The organism is Streptomyces sp. NPDC002076, assembly GCF_053593835.1.
In genome coordinates, this window is sequence record NZ_JBSFDI010000004.1 from 296,322 (window position 1) to 315,802 (window position 19,481).

17 protein-coding genes are annotated in these 19,481 nt (G+C 70.8%); 8 read left to right on the plus strand and 9 right to left on the minus strand.

The window, feature by feature from the left end; all coding sequences use genetic code 11:
• Positions 1-56: 56 nt before the first annotated feature.
• Entirely contained in the window at positions 57-1,328 is a 1,272-nt protein-coding gene (locus tag ACWCQS_RS11030) for an MFS transporter (RefSeq protein ID WP_451004307.1), read from the minus strand.
• Between the two features lie 210 nt (positions 1,329-1,538).
• On the opposite strand from ACWCQS_RS11030, the gene aroQ reads away from it, so the two are divergent.
• Positions 1,539-2,006, plus strand: coding sequence for a type II 3-dehydroquinate dehydratase (gene aroQ / locus ACWCQS_RS11035; RefSeq protein WP_451004144.1), 468 nt, complete (start codon positions 1,539-1,541; stop codon positions 2,004-2,006).
• A 22-nt stretch (positions 2,007-2,028) separates the two neighbouring features.
• On the opposite strand, the gene ACWCQS_RS11040 is transcribed toward aroQ, so the two are convergent.
• From ACWCQS_RS11040 to ACWCQS_RS11060, 5 genes are all read right to left on the minus strand, one after another.
• Positions 2,029-2,787 (minus strand): amino acid ABC transporter ATP-binding protein, encoded by a 759-nt coding sequence (locus ACWCQS_RS11040; protein WP_451004145.1) that lies wholly within the window; start codon positions 2,785-2,787, stop codon positions 2,029-2,031.
• On the minus strand, positions 2,784-3,686 hold the full coding sequence (locus tag ACWCQS_RS11045; RefSeq protein ID WP_451004146.1) for an amino acid ABC transporter permease: 903 nt from the start codon (positions 3,684-3,686) through the stop codon (positions 2,784-2,786). The genes ACWCQS_RS11040 and ACWCQS_RS11045 overlap by 4 nt, the downstream gene beginning before the upstream one ends.
• Positions 3,683-4,567 carry an ABC transporter substrate-binding protein gene (locus ACWCQS_RS11050; RefSeq protein WP_451004147.1) on the minus strand — a complete coding sequence of 295 codons (885 nt, stop codon included), beginning with the start codon at positions 4,565-4,567 and terminating at the stop codon, positions 3,683-3,685. Before ACWCQS_RS11050 ends, ACWCQS_RS11045 begins: the two co-directional genes overlap by 4 nt.
• A 317-nt stretch (positions 4,568-4,884) precedes the next feature.
• Positions 4,885-5,541, minus strand: coding sequence for an MBL fold metallo-hydrolase (locus tag ACWCQS_RS11055; protein ID WP_451004148.1), 657 nt, complete (start codon positions 5,539-5,541; stop codon positions 4,885-4,887).
• Between the two features lie 46 nt (positions 5,542-5,587).
• Positions 5,588-6,274: a maleylpyruvate isomerase family mycothiol-dependent enzyme gene (locus ACWCQS_RS11060; RefSeq protein WP_451004149.1), complete on the minus strand. Its 687-nt coding sequence runs from the start codon at positions 6,272-6,274 to the stop codon at positions 5,588-5,590.
• Positions 6,275-6,498: 224 nt separating this feature from the next.
• On the opposite strand from ACWCQS_RS11060, the gene uvrA reads away from it, so the two are divergent.
• Entirely contained in the window at positions 6,499-9,525 is a 3,027-nt protein-coding gene (gene uvrA, locus ACWCQS_RS11065; RefSeq protein ID WP_451004150.1) for an excinuclease ABC subunit UvrA, read from the plus strand.
• 162 nt (positions 9,526-9,687) lie between these two features.
• On the opposite strand, the gene ACWCQS_RS11070 is transcribed toward uvrA, so the two are convergent.
• Both ACWCQS_RS11070 and ACWCQS_RS11075 read right to left on the minus strand, forming a co-directional pair.
• Positions 9,688-10,599 (minus strand): carbohydrate kinase family protein, encoded by a 912-nt coding sequence (locus ACWCQS_RS11070; protein WP_451004151.1) that lies wholly within the window; start codon positions 10,597-10,599, stop codon positions 9,688-9,690.
• The gene (locus ACWCQS_RS11075) at positions 10,596-11,726 is read right to left on the minus strand and encodes a LacI family DNA-binding transcriptional regulator (protein WP_451004152.1); all 1,131 of its coding nucleotides are present in this window, start codon (positions 11,724-11,726) and stop codon (positions 10,596-10,598) included. Before ACWCQS_RS11075 ends, ACWCQS_RS11070 begins: the two co-directional genes overlap by 4 nt.
• Before the next feature lie 252 nt (positions 11,727-11,978).
• On the opposite strand from ACWCQS_RS11075, the gene ACWCQS_RS11080 reads away from it, so the two are divergent.
• The gene (locus ACWCQS_RS11080; protein ID WP_451004153.1) at positions 11,979-12,407 is read left to right on the plus strand and encodes a Rieske 2Fe-2S domain-containing protein; all 429 of its coding nucleotides are present in this window, start codon (positions 11,979-11,981) and stop codon (positions 12,405-12,407) included.
• A gap of 93 nt (positions 12,408-12,500) precedes the next feature.
• Here the strand turns inward: ACWCQS_RS11080 and ACWCQS_RS11085 are convergent, their stop codons facing one another.
• Positions 12,501-13,448: a hypothetical protein gene (locus ACWCQS_RS11085; RefSeq protein WP_451004154.1), complete on the minus strand. Its 948-nt coding sequence runs from the start codon at positions 13,446-13,448 to the stop codon at positions 12,501-12,503.
• 281 nt (positions 13,449-13,729) lie between these two features.
• Here ACWCQS_RS11085 and ACWCQS_RS11090 point away from each other — a divergent pair, with 281 nt between their 5' ends.
• From ACWCQS_RS11090 to whiA, 5 genes are all read left to right on the plus strand, one after another.
• The gene (locus ACWCQS_RS11090; RefSeq protein ID WP_451004155.1) at positions 13,730-14,104 is read left to right on the plus strand and encodes a hypothetical protein; all 375 of its coding nucleotides are present in this window, start codon (positions 13,730-13,732) and stop codon (positions 14,102-14,104) included.
• Between the two features lie 68 nt (positions 14,105-14,172).
• The gene (uvrC, locus tag ACWCQS_RS11095; protein WP_451004156.1) at positions 14,173-16,269 is read left to right on the plus strand and encodes an excinuclease ABC subunit UvrC; all 2,097 of its coding nucleotides are present in this window, start codon (positions 14,173-14,175) and stop codon (positions 16,267-16,269) included.
• Positions 16,266-17,285, plus strand: coding sequence for an RNase adapter RapZ (gene rapZ, locus ACWCQS_RS11100; protein ID WP_451004157.1), 1,020 nt, complete (start codon positions 16,266-16,268; stop codon positions 17,283-17,285). Before uvrC ends, rapZ begins: the two co-directional genes overlap by 4 nt.
• A complete protein-coding gene (locus tag ACWCQS_RS11105) occupies positions 17,282-18,373 on the plus strand; it encodes a gluconeogenesis factor YvcK family protein (RefSeq protein ID WP_451004158.1) in 1,092 nt (363 codons plus the stop codon). Before rapZ ends, ACWCQS_RS11105 begins: the two co-directional genes overlap by 4 nt.
• Positions 18,364-19,353, plus strand: coding sequence for a DNA-binding protein WhiA (gene whiA / locus ACWCQS_RS11110; RefSeq protein ID WP_030583311.1), 990 nt, complete (start codon positions 18,364-18,366; stop codon positions 19,351-19,353). Before ACWCQS_RS11105 ends, whiA begins: the two co-directional genes overlap by 10 nt.
• Positions 19,354-19,481 lie beyond the last annotated feature (128 nt).

Below are 19,481 nucleotides of genomic sequence, written 5' to 3' on the forward strand. Positions count from 1 at the left end.
CCGGCCCCTCTTCGGGAGGCCTGTAAGGCGTCGCCGTCGTCCCGGGCCCCGGCCGGTCAACCCGTCGCAGGTTCCACCGCCGGCACGGGCATCGGCCGCGTCTCCGGAAGCAGCGCGAAGCACACCAGGCTGATCAGCCCGATGCCCGTCAGATACACCCCCACGGCCCAGGGCACACGCCCGCTCTGCTCCGCGAGCGCCGTGGCCACGATCGGGGTGAGCGCGCCACCGAGGACCCCGCCGAGGTTGTAGCCCACTGCGGCGCCCGTGCAGCGCACCCGCGCCTCGTACAGTTCCGGCAGGTAGGCGGCGATGACCGCGAACATGGTGACAAAGGCGATCAGCGCGCCCAGGATGCCCAGGAACATCAACAGCGGCTGACCGGTGGCCAGCAGGGCCACCATCGGGAGCATCCACACGACGCAGGCCGCGCAACCCGTCAGACACATCGGCCGCCGCCCATAGCGGTCGCCGAGGAGCGCCACCAAGGGCGTGAGGGCCCCTTTCACGACCACCGCGGCCATGACACACGTCAGCATCACCGTCCGGCTCACCCCGAGCCGCTCCGTCGCATACGCCAGCGACCAGGTCGTCACCGCGTAGAACACCGCGTACCCGATGGCCAGCGCGCCGGCCGTCAGCAGCACCAGCCTCCCGTGATGCCGTACGACCTCCACGAGCGGCACGCGCGCGTGGTCGTCGATTTCCAGGAACCGGGGGCTCTCGGCGAGCGACGAGCGCAACCACAGACCGGCGAGCGCCGGCGCACCGGCGACCCAGAACGGCACGCGCCAGCCCCACCCTGCGAACTCCGCATTGGACAGGCCCGCCGACAGTGCGAGCATCACCCCGTTGGCCAGCACGAAGCCGACCGCGGGCCCCACTTGGGGGAAGCTCGACCACAGAGCGCGTCGCGCGGTCGGCGCGTGCTCGGCGGTCAGCAGCACCGCCCCGCCCCACTCCCCGCCGAGCCCGAGACCCTGCAGGAAGCGCAGCACGAGCAGCAGCAGGGGCGCGGCGACGCCGATGGTCCCGTACGACGGCACACAGCCCACCGCGACGGTCGAGGCGCCCGTGAGCAGCAGTGAGGCGACGAGCACCGGCCGCCGCCCGTGGCGGTCGCCGAGATGCCCGAACACCACCGAGCCCAGCGGCCGGGCCACGAACCCCACCCCGAACGTCACGAACGCCGCCAGCGTCCCCGCGACCGGCGAGAACGTCGGGAAGAACAGCGGCCCCAGGACCAGGGCCGCCGCCGTTCCATAGACGAAGAAGTCGTAGAACTCGATCGCGGTCCCCGCCAGGGACGCGGCGGCGAGTCTCGGCATCGAAGGGGTGCTCACGGCACGCACAGGCTGCATGCCGCGTCAACCACCCACCGTGATCCACAGTTACGGGGCGCGCGGAGGCGACCGGGCGAGGTGGCGTGCGCCGCCGGGCCTCCGGCGCACGCGGCCCGCCATGTGCTCCAGCCACCGTGATAGACCGGGTGCGAGCGGCGGTCGTCGACGTACCGCCCCGAACGGACCGGAGGAAACGTGCCCCGCACCCTGGCCAACGCCCCGATCATGATCCTCAACGGGCCCAATCTGAACCTGCTCGGCCAGCGCCAGCCCGAGATCTACGGCAGGCACACCCTGGCCGACGTCGAGGCGATGTGCGCAAAGGCCGCGGCCGCGCACGGCGGCACCGTGGACTTCCGGCAGTCCAACCACGAGGGCCAGTTGGTCGACTGGATCCACGAGGCGCGCCTGAACCACAGCGGGATCGTCATCAACCCCGGCGCCTACTCCCACACGTCCGTCGCAATTCTGGACGCACTCAACACCTGCGACGGCATGCCCGTGCTGGAGGTGCACATCTCCAACATCCACCAGCGCGAATCGTTCCGGCACCACTCGTACGTCTCGTTGCGGGCCGACGGCGTGATCGCCGGCTGCGGAGTGCAGGGCTATGTGTTCGGTGTGGAGCGGGTCGCCGCCTTGCTGGGCGCGGCCGAGGCTTAGGCCATGGCATAGTCCGAGGCCGTCACAGCCTGCCCGCCTCCACGATCCGCCGCAGGAAGCGCCGCGTCCGCTCCTGCTGCGGGTCGCCGAAGACCTGCTCGGCGGTGCCGCGCTCCAGCACGACGCCACCGTCCAGAAAACAAACCTGGTCGGCGACGTCCCGCGCGAAGCCCATCTCGTGCGTCGCCAGCACCATGGTCATGCCGTCTTCCTTCAGATCCCGGACCACCTCCAGCACCTCGCCCACGAGTTCGGGGTCGAGCGCCGCCGTGATCTCGTCCAGCAGCAACAGCCGAGGCCGTACGGCGAGCGCCCGCACGATCGCCACACGCTGCTGCTGGCCGCCGCTGAGCCGGTCTGGATAGGCATCCGCCTTGGCGCCCAGTCCGAGGCGCTCCAGCAGCTCCCTGGCCCGTTCCTCGGCCTCCGTGCGGGCGACGCCGTGCACCCGGCGGGGCGCCAGCGTGATGTTGTCCAGCACGGTCATGTGCGGGAAGAGGTTGTACGCCTGGAAGACCACGCCGATCCGGCGCCGGACCGCGTCCTGGTCGACGCGGGGATCGGTGATCTCCTCGCCGTCCAGCCAGATCGCGCCGTCGTCGATCTCCTCGAGGAGGTTGGCGCAGCGCAGCAGCGTGGACTTGCCCGAGCCCGAGGCGCCGATCAGCGCGGTCACCGTGTGCGGGGCGACCTCCAGACCGACATCGCGCAGTACGACGGAGCCGCCGAAGGTCTTGCGGACGGACTCCATGCGCAGCACGGGCGTGACTGCGTCGCTCATAGCGATCCTCCCTGGGCCCGTTGCCGGTCCATCCGGGCCGTCACCCAGTCCGTGAAGCGGGTCATCGGAATGGTCAGTGCCACGAAGACCAGACCCGCGACGATGTACGGCGTGTAGTTGAGGCTGCGCTGGGCGATGATGTCGGCCGCCCGTACGGCGTCGACCGCGCCGCCGATCGACACGAGCCCGGTGTCCTTCTGGAGGGACACGAGGTCGTTCAGCAGGGGCGGCACCTGACGCCGTACCGCCTGGGGAAGCACCACGTACCGCAGCGCCTGACGGTTGGTCAGCCCCAGCGAGCGGGCGGCGGCGCGCTGCGAGGGGTGCACGGACTCGATGCCGGCGCGGAACACCTCGGCGACGTAAGCGGAGTAGGTCAGTGTCAGTGCCGTGCCACCGAGCAGCACGGGATCGACGGTCACGCCCTGGAGGCGCAGCGCGGGCACGCCGAAGACCACGATCATCAGGTTGATGATCAGCGGCAGACCGCGGAAGAAGTCCGTGTACGCGGCCGCGAGCACCCGCAGGGGGAAGAACACGGGCCCGGGCAGGGTGCGCGCGATGGCGATCAGCATGCCCAGGACGAGCACCAGTACGCCGCAGATCAGCAGCAGCCGGACGTTCAGCCACAGCCCATCGAGGACCTTGGGGAAGGCCTCGCGCGCGTACTGCCCGTCGAAGAAGGTCTCCTTGGTACGCGGCCAACCGGGCGCGCTGACGACGACCAGATAGAGGACGACGCCGGTGACCAGAGTCGAGAGGGCCGCGATGGCCGTCGCGCGGCGGGCACGCGCACGCTTGTGGCGCTCGCGCTCCAGCCGCCGCTCGGACGGGACGTACCCGTCGCGCATGTCGTCCTTGCCGGAGTCCTCCCCGGACTCCTCCTTCGTGACCGTCACTTGAGCACCGGAGCGTCGACCGCGTCGGACAGCCACTGCTTCTCCAGCTTCGCCAGCGTGCCGTCCTTGCGCAGGGCGTCCACGGCCGACGTCACGCACGAAGTGAGACCGCTGCCCTTGTCCAGGACGAGCCCGAACTGCTCGGGTGTGCCGCCCTGGTTCTCGAACTGGCCGACGATCCTGGCGTTGGTCACCTGGGCCGAGGTGACGTAGAAGGCGGTCGGCAGGTCGGTGACGATCGCGTCGACCTGACCGTTCCTGAGCGCGGAGATGGCCTGGTCGTTCTTGGAGTACGCAGCCGCCTCCTGCGACGGCTTCACCACGTCGCTGATGTAGTTGAGGCTCGTGGTGCCCACCTGGGCGCCCAGCTTGAGGTCCTTCAGGTCCGCGATGCTCGTCGCCTTGGCGGCCTTGCTGCCCTTCAGCGCGATGACGGCCTGGCGCACGTCGTAGTAGCCGGAGGAGAAGTCGACGGCCTTCTTGCGCTCGGCGCTGATCGACACCTGGTTGATGTCGAAGTCGAAGCTCTTCACGCCGGGCGCGAACGCCTTGTTGAACGGCACGCTCTGCCAGACGACCGCGCTCTTGCCATAACCCAGTTGCTGGGCCACGGCGTAGGCGACCGCCGACTCGAAGCCCTTGCCGTTCGCGGGCTTGTCGTCATTGAACCAGGGCTCGTAAGCCGGTTCGTCCGTCGCGATCGTCAGCTTCCCGGACGTCTTGGTGGCCAACTTGCCCTTGGCGCAGCTCTTCGCGGCCGAGCCGGAGGGTGAGGCCGACGCCTTCTGCTCCGGCTGCGGAGCACAGCCGACGGCGGTGGCGAGCAGGGCTACGGTGGCGGCGGCTGCCGCACGGCGCAGGACACGAGGGGCTGTGTACATGGCGGGAGATTGGCAGCGAACCCCGCGTTTGTCCAGGTCACGACCATAACTGTCCTCATACTGGGAACGGGTGTTGCGGTCGTGTGAACATCCCTCATGGCGCGCGACTTCGGCCTGGGCCGCCGGCCGAGGGCGGGGTTGGAGGCCGGCGGCCCTGCCGCAGAGGAGCCGTCATCCTCCGCGGGGTTGCCACCAGTTGACCGCGTGACTGGGCGCGCGGGGAGCGCGCACGCGCCCCCAGCATGTGCGAGACGTTCACACGGGGCGCGCGCGGCGCGAAACGTGCCCGGCGCTCAGGAGAGGAAAGCGCCCGGCGCTCACCATCCGCGCGCGTGCCACTCCGGCAGATGCGGTCGCTCCGCACCCAGGGTCGTGTCGTTGCCGTGCCCGGGGTAGACCCAGGTCTCATCGGGGAGTACGTCGAAGATCTTCGTCTCCACGTCGTGGATCAGGCTGGCGAAGGCCTTCGGATCCTTGCGCGTGTTGCCGACACCGCCCGGGAAGAGGCAGTCGCCGGTGAAGACGTGCGGGTGGCCGTGCGGGTCGTCGTAGACCAGCGCGATCGAACCCGGGGTGTGCCCGACGAGGTGCCGTGCAGTGAGCTCCACCTGACCCACCCTGATGACGTCGCCGTCGTCCACGAGGACATCGGTGGGCACGGGGATGCCGGTGGCGTCCTCGCGGCCGGCGTACGTACGCGCTCCCGTGGCCGCGACGACCTCGGCGAGCGCCTGCCAGTGGTCGCCGTGCTGATGCGTGGTGACGACGGAGGCGATGCCGTCGTCACCGATCATCCCGAGGAGCGTCTGCGCCTCGTTGGCGGCGTCGATCAGAAGCTGCTCGTCGGTGGCCCGGCAGCGCAACAGATAGGCGTTGTTGTCCATCGGGCCGACCGCGATCTTCGTGATCATCAGGTCCTTGAGCTCGTGCACATCCGCCGGTCCGCCGACCCTGACCTCTCCGGTGTACGTCATGGTGATCAGCCTATAGCGGGGGAGGACCCCGTGGACCGCAGCGGCCCTACAACGGGGGCAGCTTCGGCAGCGGGCCGTTCGTGGTGAGGCCAGAGCCGTCGCGTCGCCCGGCGAGCCAGCCGAGCAGGTCGGCGGCCGTACCCTCGACCTGGACCGGTCCGCCCTCCGCTCCGCCGCCCGTGGTCCAGACCCGGCCATTGCCCGCGCTCAGGCCGGTCGAGGGCACCTCCTCATGGCCGGCGAAGCGCTTCGCCAGGAAGTCGATCTCCCGGTCCGTGAACTCGGCCGGAAGATCCTCCAGCTCGTACCCGACGCCGAGATCGACATGGTGCAGCTCGACCTCGATCCACCGCCGGAACGGCACGCGGGACGCCGAGTCGGTGACCCCGTTGCGCAGCTCCACCGTGCGCGTCCAGTCCGCCGGCGCGTCCCCCGCGGCCCGGAAGCGGGCCGCGCTCTCGCGCAGGTCGGCGAGCTGGGCGTCGAGGCCGCGCGGGGCGTCGCGTTCGATGTCGGCGTCCCGCGCCTCGGCGCTCGCGTACATGGGCCGGCCCTCGAGAACGTTCACGAGCGCATCCGCGTTGCGCGCGAGGTGGGCGAGGACATGCCCGCGGGTCCACCCCGGGAGCCGTGACGGCTCGGCGAGCGACGCGTTGTCCAGTTTGGCGACCGCGGTGAGGAGCCGTTCGGTCGCGTCACGTACACATGCCAGGTCATGAGCGTGATCAATCATGGGCCTGACACTAGCTCCATCACACCTTTGGGTGAAGGTGGTGAAGCTCGGCCGCAAATCGAAAGCACGTGCTATATCGTCGAGGGCGGCGTCGGGCATGCTGGATGGCCGGGGGTTGTTATGCAACCGGAGAATCCGACCGGCGTTGTCAGTGGCTCCCCCTAGTCTGAAGAAGCACGGGGGCCCCGCCCCTGTCACTTCTCTCAAGAAAGGTGCGGACCGGCGTGGCCGACCGTCTCATCGTCCGTGGCGCGCGCGAGCACAACCTGAAGAATGTCTCGCTCGACCTGCCGCGTGACTCGCTCATCGTCTTCACGGGCCTGTCCGGGTCGGGCAAGTCCTCCCTGGCCTTCGACACGATCTTCGCCGAGGGCCAGCGGCGCTACGTGGAGTCGCTCTCCTCGTACGCCCGGCAGTTCCTCGGCCAGATGGACAAGCCGGACGTCGACTTCATCGAGGGTCTGTCCCCGGCGGTCTCCATCGACCAGAAGTCGACCTCGCGCAACCCGCGCTCGACGGTCGGCACCATCACCGAGGTCTACGACTACCTGCGTCTGCTCTTCGCGCGCATCGGCAAGCCGCACTGCCCCGAGTGCGGCCGCCCGATCTCCCGCCAGTCGCCGCAGGCCATCGTCGACAGGGTCCTGGAGCTGCCGGAGGGGAGCCGCTTCCAGGTGCTGTCGCCACTCGTGCGCGAGCGCAAGGGCGAGTTCGTCGACCTCTTCGCCGACCTGCAGACCAAGGGCTACTCCCGCGCGCGTGTGGACGGACAGACGATCCAGCTCTCCGACCCGCCGACCCTGAAGAAGCAGGAGAAGCACACCATCGAGGTGGTCGTGGACCGCCTCACGGTGAAGGAGTCCGCCAAGCGCCGCCTCACCGACTCCGTGGAGACCGCCCTCGGCCTGTCCGGCGGCATGATCGTGCTCGACTTCGTCGACCTCCCCGAGGACGACCCCGAGCGCGAGCGCATGTACTCCGAGCACCTGTACTGCCCGTACGACGACCTGTCCTTCGAGGAACTGGAGCCCCGCTCCTTCTCCTTCAACTCGCCCTTCGGCGCCTGCCCCGACTGCACCGGCATCGGCACGCGGATGGAGGTCGACCCCGAGCTGATCGTTCCGGACGAGGACAAGTCCCTGGACGAGGGCGCCATCCATCCCTGGTCGCACGGGCACACCAAGGACTACTTCGGCCGCCTGATCGGTGCCCTCGCGGACGCGCTCGGCTTCCGCACGGACATCCCGTTCGCGGGCCTGCCCCAGCGCGCGAAGAAGGCCCTGCTCTACGGTCACAAGACCCAGATCGAGGTCCGCTACCGCAACCGGTACGGCCGTGAGCGCGTGTACACCACGCCCTTCGAGGGTGCGGTGCCGTTCGTGAAGCGCCGGCACAGCGAGGCCGAGAGCGACGCCAGCCGCGAGCGCTTCGAGGGCTACATGCGTGAGGTGCCCTGCCCTTCCTGTGAGGGCACGCGCCTGAAGCCCATCGTCCTCGCGGTCACGATCATGGAGAAGTCGATCGCCGAGGTCTCCGCGATGTCGATCAGTGACTGCGCGGACTTCCTGGGCCGGCTGAAGCTGAGCGCCCGTGACAAGAAGATCGCCGAGCGGGTGCTGAAGGAGGTCAACGAGCGACTGCGCTTCCTGGTCGACGTCGGCCTCGACTACCTCTCGCTGAACCGCGCGGCCGGCACGCTCTCCGGCGGCGAGGCCCAGCGCATCCGCCTGGCCACCCAGATCGGCTCCGGCCTCGTCGGCGTCCTGTACGTCCTGGACGAGCCGTCCATCGGTCTGCACCAGCGGGACAACCACCGGCTGATCGAGACCCTGGTCCGGCTGCGCGACATGGGCAACACGCTCATCGTCGTGGAGCACGACGAGGACACCATCAAGGTCGCCGACTGGGTCGTGGACATCGGCCCCGGCGCCGGTGAGCACGGCGGCAAGGTCGTGCACAGCGGCTCCCTCACGGAGTTGCTCACCAACACCGAGTCGCAGACCGGCGCCTATCTCTCGGGGCGCAAGGCGATCCCGCTTCCGGACATCCGCCGCCCCCGCGACCCGTCCCGGCAGCTCACCGTGCACGGCGCCCGTGAGAACAACCTGCAGGACATCGACGTGTCCTTCCCGCTGGGCGTGTTCACGGCCGTCACGGGCGTCTCCGGTTCCGGAAAGTCGACGCTGGTCAACGACATCCTGTACACGCACCTGGCCCGCGAGCTGAACGGCGCGAGAAACGTCCCCGGACGGCACACGCGCGTGGACGGCGACGACCTCGTCGACAAGGTCGTGCACGTCGACCAGTCGCCGATCGGCCGCACCCCGCGGTCCAACCCGGCGACGTACACCGGCGTCTTCGACCACATCCGCAAGCTGTTCGCCGAGACCACCGAGGCGAAGGTCCGCGGCTACCAGCCCGGCCGCTTCTCCTTCAACGTCAAGGGCGGCCGCTGCGAGAACTGCGCGGGCGACGGCACGATCAAGATCGAGATGAACTTCCTCCCGGACGTCTACGTCCCGTGCGAGGTCTGCCACGGCGCCCGGTACAACCGGGAGACCCTGGAGGTCCACTACAAGGGCAAGTCCATCGCCGATGTACTGAACATGCCGATCGAGGAGGCCACCGACTTCTTCGAGGCCGTCCCGGCCATCTCCCGGCACCTGAGGACGCTGAAGGACGTCGGCCTCGGCTACGTCCGCCTCGGCCAGTCCGCCACCACCCTCTCCGGCGGTGAGGCCCAGCGCGTGAAGCTGGCCAGCGAGCTGCAGAAGCGATCCACCGGACGCACGGTCTACGTCCTGGACGAGCCGACCACCGGTCTGCACTTCGAGGACATCAGCAAGCTGCTGAAGGTCCTCGGCGGCCTGGTCGACAAGGGCAACACGGTCATCGTCATCGAGCACAACCTCGATGTGATCAAGACCGCCGACTGGGTCGTCGACATGGGTCCGGAGGGCGGCGCCGGCGGTGGCCTCGTGGTCGCCGAGGGCACCCCCGAGGAGGTCGCCGGGGTCCCGGCCAGCCACACCGGCAAGTTCCTGCGCGAGATCCTCGGTGCCGACCGCATCAGCGACGCCGAATCCGTGCCGGCGCAGCGCACCGCAACGGCCGGGAAGACGGCCGCGGCGAGGACGGCGGCGAAGAAGACGGTGACGGCGAAGGCCAACAGCACGGCGACCAAGAAGGCCGACGCGGTCAAGAAGAAGGCGACGCCCGCGAAGAAGACGACGCGGGCACGCAAGGCCTGACACATCACCAGAAAAGTGGCGCCCCGCGGGAACTCCCCGCGGGGCGCCACTCGTTCCACCATCAGCCACCCCGGCTCCGAGGTTCGCCAGGTCCCCGCACCACGGGTCCGGTCGCACCTTGACAACAGCAGAGAGGGAAACCCCGCACAGAAAAGGCGCCGCTCACAGTTCACCGAGCTCGGCCGCGAACGGCGGCTCGGCCCCCGCCCGCGAGCAGGTGAGCGCAGCCGCGCGTGCCGCGAAGCGCAGCAGCCGCGTCCAGCCCTCCGTCCCGAGGGCGGCGAGCGCTTCCTCCGACAGCGCGTCCAGGGCGGAAAGCCCGTGCAGCAAGGCCGCGTTGACCGTGTCACCGGCGCCGATGGTGTCCACCACGGCGACCTTCTCACCTGGTACGGAGTACTCCGCGCCGTCCCGGCTGAACGCGGTCAGACCGTCCCCGCCCCGGGTCACCACCACGGCGGCCGGTCCCGCGGCCAGCCACTCGCGCGGGGTGCCGCCCAGCCACTCGGCATCCTCAGCGGACAGCTTGAGCAGCGTCACTGAGGGCAGCCAGCTCTTGAAACGCGCCCGGTAGGCGTCCGCGTCCGGGATCAGCCCCGCCCGGATGTTGGGGTCGAGCGCGGTGAACAGCCCCTGCCCGGCCGCCGCGCGCATCAGCTCCTCATAGGCGCTCGCCCCCGGTTCCAGGACGAGCGAGCAGGTGCCGAAGGACACCGCGCGGGTACCGGCCGGCAGCGCGGCGGGGGCGGTGAACAGACGGTCGGCGGTGCCGTCCACATAGAAGGAGTAAGCGGCCGAGCCAGTGTCGTCGATCGTGGCCACCGCCAGCGTCGTCGGCTCCGCCCCGCGCTGCACGCTCGACACGTCCACTCCCGCGCGCCGCAGCCCGTCGAGCAGGGCCTCGCCGAAGGCGTCGTGCGAGGTCCGGGAGCAGAAAGCGGTGCGGGAACCGAGCCGGCCGAGGGCCACGGCGGTGTTGTAGGGGCCGCCGCCGAGCGCCGGCATCAGCGCCGCGAGGGCGCCGGAGCCCTGCGGTACCAGGTCGATCAGTGCCTCACCGGCGACGACGATCACGAGGCGGTTCCCTTCTCCGACGGCGTGGATGATGTGGTCTGCCCGGGCTCCTGGGACCCGCCGGGCTCCTCCGGGCACCCGCAGGACGTGCGGTGGACGAACGCGCACGGCAGCCGGACCGTCCGGATCGGCCGACGCGGCTCGTCCAGACGGTCCAGGAGCACCCGGACGGCCTGCGCGCCCAACTCCCTGCTGGGCTGGGCGATGGCGGTGAGCCGGGGTGAGAACAGATCGGCCCAGGCGAAGTCGTCGAAGCAGCACAGGGCGATGTCGTCGGGTACGGACAGGCCGCGTCGGCGCAGGGCGCGCAGGGCGCCGATCGTCATGGCGTTGTTGGCCGTGACGAGTGCCGTGGGCGGTTCAGGGAGGGCGAGCAGTGCGGCGGTGGCCTGCTCGGCACCGGTGGACTCGGAGTTGCCGGACACCAGGAGCCGTTCATCGAGCTCCAGGCCGGCTGCGCCGAGGCCGTGCCGGTAGCCGGAGACACGCTCACTGGTGGTGCTGAGGCCGGGCAGACCCGCGACCAGGCCGATCCTGTGATGGCCCAGCCCGGCGAGATGGGTGACCAGACGGGCAGTCGGCTCGGCGCTGTCGGCGCATACCTGGTCGTACCAGGGCGCGTCCTGGTCGGGAGCGGCACCCGCTCCGGCACCCGCCGCGGAGCCGCCCGGCCCGCCGACGTCGACCACCCGGTCCAGGAACACGGTCGGTACGGCGTGGCGGCGGAGATAGCCGACGAGTTCGTGCGGGCGCGCGGAGGGAGCGACGATCATGCCGTCCACCCGGCGTTCATGGAGGAGCTGCACGACCTTGCGCTCGTGCCCGGGGTCGTCGTGCGGGTCCGCGATGAGCAGGCTGTAGCCCGCCTCCAGGGCGGCGGCCTCCACACCCTGGAGGATCTCCGTGAAGTACGGGTTGCTGATCGCCGACACCGCGAGCCCGATGGAGCGGGTGCGGGAGGTCACCAGGGACCGCGCCAGCGTGTTGGGGGTGTAGCCGAGGACGTCGATGGCGTCGAGCACGGCCTGGCGGGTGTGGGGCAGCACGGGGCGGGTGCCGTTCAGGACGTGGGACACGGTCGCCACGGAGACCCCGGCGCTCCGTGCGACATCCGCCATGGTGGGCATTGCGCCTCCCTCCTGAACCGATCGAGTGCAGTCCTTCCGCGCGGGACGGTATCCCATGGACCGGCTCCACGTAAACGCTTGCGCAAGCGTTTACGTCGACTCGTTCCACACACCCTCCCCAACAGCCCTCCCCCTCCCTTTCCAGTGCCGCCCCCGGCACACCCTCCCGCCGCAGCCGACGCCCCGCCCCGAGGCCGGCCCTTGTGCCCGGGTATCGTCGCCCTGCACACCCCTTGAGCAGTGGAGTCCCAGATGCCCGCCCGACCGTCCGCGAGCCGTCGTACCGTCCTTCGAGGGGCCGCCGCGGCCCCGGTCGCCGGTCTCGGCCTGGCCGCGTGCGCGGGGCCCGGCCAGGGCGGTTCGGTGGCGGCCACCCCGACCGCGCCGGTGGACCTCGGCGCCGAGAGCGAGGTCTCGAAGGGCGGCGCCAAGCTCTACCGGGACCACAACGTGGTCGTCAGCCGCGACGGGAGCGGCGCGCTGAAGGCCTACAGCACGATCTGCACGCACGCGGGGTGCCCCATCAACAAGCTCCAGGGGACGACCCTGATCTGCCCATGCCACGGCAGCCAGTTCGACGCCGCGACGGGCAAGGTGGTCCAGTCGCCGGCCACCGAGCCCCTGGCCGAGCTGCCGGTGAAGACCACGAACGGCAGGATCATCGCGGGTCCCGGCGCCTGACCGGACAGCCGCGCTGACAGCCTGGATGCGCGAGCGGCTTGTACGGCGGCCGCGCGCCACACTTTCCAGCCGGGACTCACACCCGAGGCGAGTTCACTCCCATTCCCACGCGATCCCGACGATCCCCGGGCGGATCCGTGGTTCGACCACGTGGACGCAGTGGTGGGGGCCGGTGACCGACAGCTCGTGGCGGCCGCTGCGGGGGGCCGCCGCCGAGTGCTGGGTGAAGCGATGGCAGCGGGCCGGCAGCGCGGCCGCGTCGAATCGCACCTGGAGGGCGTACTGGCCGCCGGGGAAGCCGAAGCGGTGGAGGAACTCGCGGCTCGGGCCGGCCGTGCCGTCCTCGATCCCATACCGGAAGAGGTAGGTCTCACCGGCGCGCAGCCGGGTGTCGAAGAGCAACTCCGCGGCCAGCACGCCGATGCCCTGGTCCCAGCGGACGCGTCCGGTGCGGCAGTTCTCCAGCGCCCGCACCCTGATGTCGTGCGGGCGGCAGCCGGGGTCGCCGTGGTGCACGGCGATGAAGCGGTCGATGCCGTCACGGTGGGCCCGCACGATGTGGTGGGCCTCGCGGCCGGCCAGCTCGCGCCGGGCGCCGATGCGGACGCATTCGTGGTGCCCCAGAGTGTGCAGACCGCCGTCGAGGGACCAGCCGAGCTCGGCCCGGAGCCGGTCCAGGACGTCCGAGGCCTCGATCAGGGAGCGGTAGGAGCGCCCCGCCGGGCGATCGGGCGCGGCGGACCCGTCGGCCTCGGCGAGCAGCCGGATCAGCGATTCGTCCGGCAGCTGGAGGATCTCCTCCAGCGCCCGTACGGCCCGCAGAGACTCCGGGCGCTGGGGGCGGCGGGCACCCTGCTGCCAGTAACTCAGGCTGGTGACGCCGACCTTGACCCCGTGCCGGGACAGATGGTGCTGGACGCGCTGGAGCGGCAGCCCGCGCGCGGCGATCGCGGCGCGCAGCGCGACATGGAAGGGGCCGCCTCGCAGGGCCGTGTCCAGTTCCGCGGTGGGCAGGTGCGCGTGCTCCGTGGCATGCCGCATACCGGGGCGCCTTTCTGTGAGGTGTCGCTACGGCTGGTCAGACCGCCTGCGCTGGTGTGCGGGGCCACCCCCGTGGACGTCGTGGACGCCACTGGCTGAGCACGCCTCGCCTGTACGCGTGCGTGCACGGCCCCGAGTTCCCCCGCATTGAAGCGTGTTGACCAGACCCCGACAACACCTCGAACCCGCCATGGCCACCCCTGGCCGGGCCGTTGCTCCGCGCCGGGGCCTGCGGCCGCGAGCGTCAGGCGTGCCGGAGCCTGCCGATGGAAGATCGCCGCGTGACGGAGACCTGGACCTTCGACGGCGATCGCACGGCCGTGACGGCGGAGGAGGCGGTCGCGGTGCTGCGGCGACGGATCGCCGAGGGCCGTCTCGAAACCTGGCTGACCGGCTCCACCGGGCGCCTGCTGTCCGTGGTGAGCAACACCGAACGCGCGCGGGTGATGCTTCTCGACGAAGCGGACGAGCCCGGATCCCACGCCGTCTCCGTGGGATCCGCAGGGGCGAGCGGGGGCTTTCTCCTGGCCGATGGGCAGTGCGACACGTTCCCGGACCAGGACACCGTGCAGCTCGACGAGGCGTTCCGGATCGTCCAGCACCTGATCGGGACGGGCCTGCCGCCGGCGGACACCGGATGGGTTGTGGACGGCTGAGCGGCACGGGCGTGGGCGTTGTCCACAGGCCCGACGTGGTGTCGGTGGTCGCCAGTAGGGTGTGAGACATGGCCGATCCCTCCAGCTACCGCCCCAGGCCGGGTGAGATCCCGGACTCCCCGGGGGTGTACAGGTTCCGTGACGAGCACCGCCGGGTGATCTACGTCGGAAAGGCGAAAAGCCTGCGCCAGCGCCTGGCGAACTACTTCCAGGACCTGGCGCACCTGCACCCGCGCACCCGGACGATGGTGACCACCGCCGCGTCCGTGGAGTGGACCGTGGTGTCCACGGAGGTCGAGGCCCTCCAGCTGGAGTATTCCTGGATCAAGGAGTACGACCCCCGGTTCAACGTCAAGTACCGCGACGACAAGAGCTACCCCTACCTCGCGGTGACGATGAACGAGGAGTTCCCGCGCGTGCAGGTGATGCGCGGTCACAAGAAGAAGGGCGTCCGGTACTTCGGGCCGTACGGTCACGCGTGGGCCATCCGGGACACCGTGGACCTGCTGCTGCGCGTGTTCCCGGTGCGCACCTGCTCGGCCGGCGTGTTCAAGAACGCCGCCCGCACCGGCCGCCCCTGCCTGCTCGGCTACATCGGCAAGTGCTCCGCCCCCTGCGTCGGCCGGATCAGCCCCGAGGACCACCGGGAGCTGGCCGAGGAGTTCTGCGACTTCATGGCCGGCCGCACCGGCACCTACCTCCGCCGTCTGGAGAAGCAGATGATGGAGGCGGCCGAGGAGATGGAGTACGAGCGGGCGGCCCGGCTGCGCGACGACGTCGAGGCCCTGAGGAAGGCCATGGAGAAGAACGCCGTCGTGCTCGCCGACGCGACGGACGCCGACCTCATCGCCGTCGCCGAGGACGAGCTGGAGGCGGCCGTGCAGATCTTCCATGTGCGCGGCGGCCGGGTGCGCGGCCAGCGCGGCTGGGTGACCGACAAGGTCGAGGAGATCACCACCGGCGCCCTGGTCGAGCACGCCCTGCAGCAGCTCTACGGCGAGGAGACCGGGGACGCCGTCCCCAAGGAGGTCCTGGTCCCGGCGCTGCCCGAGCCCGTCGAGCCGGTCCAGGAGTGGCTGACCGGCCGCCGTGGGGCGAACGTCTCGCTGCGCATCCCGCAGCGCGGCGACAAGAAGGCGCTCATGGAGACCGTGCAGCGCAATGCCCTGCAGGCGCTCGCGCTGCACAAGACCAAGCGCGCCTCCGACCTGACCACGCGCTCGCGCGCCCTGGAGGAGATCGCCGAGGCCCTCGACCTGGACAGCGCCCCGCTGCGCATCGAGTGCTACGACATCTCGCATCTCCAGGGGGACGACGTGGTCGCCTCCATGGTCGTCTTCGAGGACGGACTGCAGCGCAAGAGCGAGTACCGCCGCTTCCAGATCAAGGGCTTCGCGGGTCAGGACGACGTACGCTCCATGCACGAGGTGATCACCCGCCGCTTCAGGCGGTACCTCGCGGAGAAGGAGAAGACGGGGGAGTGGGCCGACGGCTCCGGCACCGAGGACGCCCTCACCGACGGCGACGGCACTCTCACCGGCCCGGACGAGATCAGCAACTCCCTCAAGGACGACGACGGCCGTCCGAAGAAGTTCGCCTATCCGCCCCAGCTCGTCGTGGTCGACGGCGGGCAGCCGCAGGTCGCCGCGGCCCGGCGCGCCCTGGACGAGCTGGGCATCGACGACATCGCCGTCTGCGGCCTCGCCAAGCGCCTGGAGGAGGTCTGGCTGCCCGGAGACGACGACCCGGTGGTCCTGCCCCGCACCAGTGAGGGCCTCTATCTGCTCCAGCGCGTCCGTGACGAGGCCCACCGGTTCGCGATCACCTACCAGCGCACCAAACGCGCCAAGCGCTTCCGGGCCGGCCCCCTCGACGACGTTCCCGGCCTCGGCGAGACCCGCAAACAGGCGCTCATCAAGCATTTCGGCTCGGTGAAGCGGCTGCGGTCCGCCACAATCGAACAGATCCAGGAGGTGCCCGGGATAGGCCGGAAGACGGCCGAGACCATCGCCGCGGCCCTCGCCCAGGCGGTTCCGGCCGCACCCGCCGTGAACACGGCGACCGGGGAGATCATTGATGACGAGGAACCCGATACGACGGCGGGCTCCTCGGGGGAGCCCGTAACCGCGGGCCTCCCGGACGAACGACGGGGGCAGGAGAGATGACCGAGCACGACGCACAGCCCACAGCGGAGCGAGATCGGGCCCACAAGGAAGCTGGGCAGGATCAGCCACCCCCCGCGGCGGGTGAGCAGCCCGCGGCCCAGGAAAACGGAGCACAGGTGAGCACGGACGGTACGCCGGCCTCGGGCCAGGAAGCGGCCATCCCCGAGCTGGTGATCATCTCCGGCATGTCCGGAGCGGGACGGTCCACGGCGGCTAAGTGTCTGGAGGACCTCGGCTGGTTCGTCGTGGACAACCTCCCGCCCGCCCTCATTCCCACCATGGTCGAGCTGGGCGCCCGCTCGCAGGGCAACGTGGCGCGGATCGCGGTTGTCGTGGACGTGCGCGGCCGACGCTTCTTCGACAATCTGCGCGAATCCCTCGCCGACCTCGACACCCGGCGTGTCACCCGACGGATCGTGTTCCTGGAGTCCAGCGACGAGGCCCTGGTGCGCCGCTTCGAGTCGGTGCGCCGCCCGCACCCGCTGCAGGGCGACGGCCGCATCGTGGACGGCATCGCCGCCGAGCGCGAGCTGCTGCGCGAGCTGCGCGGCGACGCCGACCTGGTGATCGACACCTCCAGCCTCAACGTGCACGAGCTGCGCGCCAAGATGGACGCCCAGTTCGCCGGCGAGGAGGAGCCCGAGCTGCGGGCCACCGTGATGTCCTTCGGCTTCAAGTACGGCCTCCCGGTCGACGCCGACCTGGTCGCGGACATGCGGTTCCTGCCCAACCCGCACTGGGTCCCGGAGCTGCGCCCGTTCACGGGTCTGAACGAGGAGGTGTCGGCGTATGTCTTCAACCAGCCCGGCGCGAAGGAGTTCCTCGACCGGTACGCCGAACTGCTGCGGCTCATCGCCGCCGGCTACCGGCGCGAGGGCAAGCGGTATGTGACCATCGCGATCGGCTGTACCGGCGGCAAGCACCGCTCGGTCGCGATGTCGGAGAAGCTCGCCGCGCGCCTCGCGGCCGAGGGCGTGGAGACGGTGGTCGTACACCGGGACATGGGACGGGAATGACGGAACGTACACGGCGGCTCGGCAGGCTGCGCCGGATGGTGCCGGAGGGGCGCTCCAGCCGTGCCACGGCCGAGGGGACGGCCCGCCCCACCGAGGCCCGCGGCGGCCGGCCCCGGCGCCGGGGCGCTCAGCCCAAGGTCGTCGCGCTCGGCGGCGGCATGGGCCTGTCCGCCTCGCTCGCCGCGCTGCGCCGGATCACCGGCGACCTCACCGCCGTCGTCACCGTGGCCGACGACGGTGGCTCCAGCGGCCGGCTGCGCGACGAACTGGGTGTGCTGCCGCCCGGCGACCTGCGCAAGGCGCTGGCCGCGCTGTGCGGCGACGACGAGTGGGGCCAGACCTGGGCCCGGGTCATCCAGCACCGCTTCCAGTCCAAGGGCGATCTGCACGAGCATGCGGTCGGCAATCTGCTGATCGTCGCCCTGTGGGAGCAGCTCGGCGACCATGTGCAGGCCCTGGACCTGGTCGGCAAGCTGCTCGGCGCGCACGGCCGGGTGCTGCCCATGTCCGCCGTACCGCTGGAGCTGCAGGCCCTGGTCAAGGGGCATGATCCGGAGCGCCCGGAGGACGTGGACACCGTGCGCGGGCAGGCGAACGTCGCCCTCACGCCCGGCGAGGTCCAGTCGGTGCACCTGGTGCCGAACGACCCGCCGGCCGTGCCCGAGGCCGTGGCGGCGGTCCTGGACGCGGACTGGGTGGTGCTCGGCCCCGGCTCCTGGTTCTCCTCCGTGATCCCGCACCTGCTCGTACCCGAGCTGCTGGACGCCCTCACGCAGACGAAGGCACGCAAGGTGTTGTCGCTGAACCTCGCCCCGCAGCCGGGAGAAACCGAGGGGTTCTCCCCGCAGCGTCATTTGGAGGTTTTGGGGCGACACGCCCCTAAACTCGCCCTGGACGTGGTGCTGGCCGACGAGGCCGCCGTGCTCGACCGCGACTTGCTCACCGAGGCCGCCAAGCGGCTGGGAGCCGCGGTCGAGCTGGCGCCGGTGGCCCGGACCGACGGAACACCCCGGCACGACCCGGAGCTGTTGGCCGCCGCGTACGACCGTATTTTTCGGATGCATGGAAGGATCGGCCCATGGCGATGACGGCAGCGGTGAAGGACGAGATCTCCCGGCTACCCGTCACCCGGACCTGCTGCAGGAAGGCGGAGGTCTCCGCCATCCTGCGGTTCGCCGGCGGCCTTCACCTGGTGAGCGGACGCATCGTGATCGAGGCGGAGCTGGACACCGCGATGGCGGCCCGCCGTCTCAAGCGGGACATCCTGGAGATCTTCGGCCACAGCTCCGAGCTGATCGTGATGGCGCCCGGCGGGCTGCGCCGCGGCTCGCGCTATGTCGTGCGGGTCGTCGCGGGCGGTGACCAGCTGGCCCGCCAGACGGGGCTCGTAGACGGCCGGGGCCGCCCGATCCGCGGCCTGCCCCCGCAGGTGGTCTCCGGGGCCACCTGTGACGCCGAGGCGGCCTGGCGCGGGGCCTTCCTGGCACACGGTTCGCTGACCGAGCCCGGCCGTTCCTCCTCGCTGGAGGTGACCTGTCCGGGGCCGGAGGCCGCGCTCGCGCTGGTCGGTGCCGCCCGTCGGCTGTCGATCGCCGCGAAGGCCCGCGAGGTGCGGGGTGTGGACCGGGTGGTCGTGCGTGACGGCGACGCGATCGGCGCGCTGCTGACCCGGCTCGGCGCGCACGAGTCGGTGCTGGCCTGGGAGGAGCGCCGGATGCGCCGCGAGGTGCGGGCCACGGCGAACCGGCTCGCGAACTTCGACGACGCCAACCTGCGCCGTTCGGCCCGGGCAGCGGTGGCCGCCGGTGCCCGGGTGCAGCGGGCGCTGGAGATCCTGGGCGACGAGGTCCCCGAGCACCTCGCCGCCGCCGGCCGCCTGCGCATGGAGCACAAGCAGGCCTCGCTGGAGGAACTGGGCGCGCTTGCCGACCCGCCGCTGACGAAGGACGCGGTCGCGGGCCGTATCCGCCGACTGCTGGCCATGGCCGACAAGCGCGCCGCCGACCTGGGCATCCCGGGCACGGAGGCCAACCTCAGCGAGGAGCTGGCGGACAACCTGGCGGGCTGACCGGGCCACCTCAACAGGCCGGTGCCGAGGCCCAGTCGGGGCTGCGGCACCGGCTTTCCCGTGCCTGACAAACCTTCATTTGCGTGGCCGTGAGGCGCTCTTGACTCGATCACCGTCTGACATGAGCC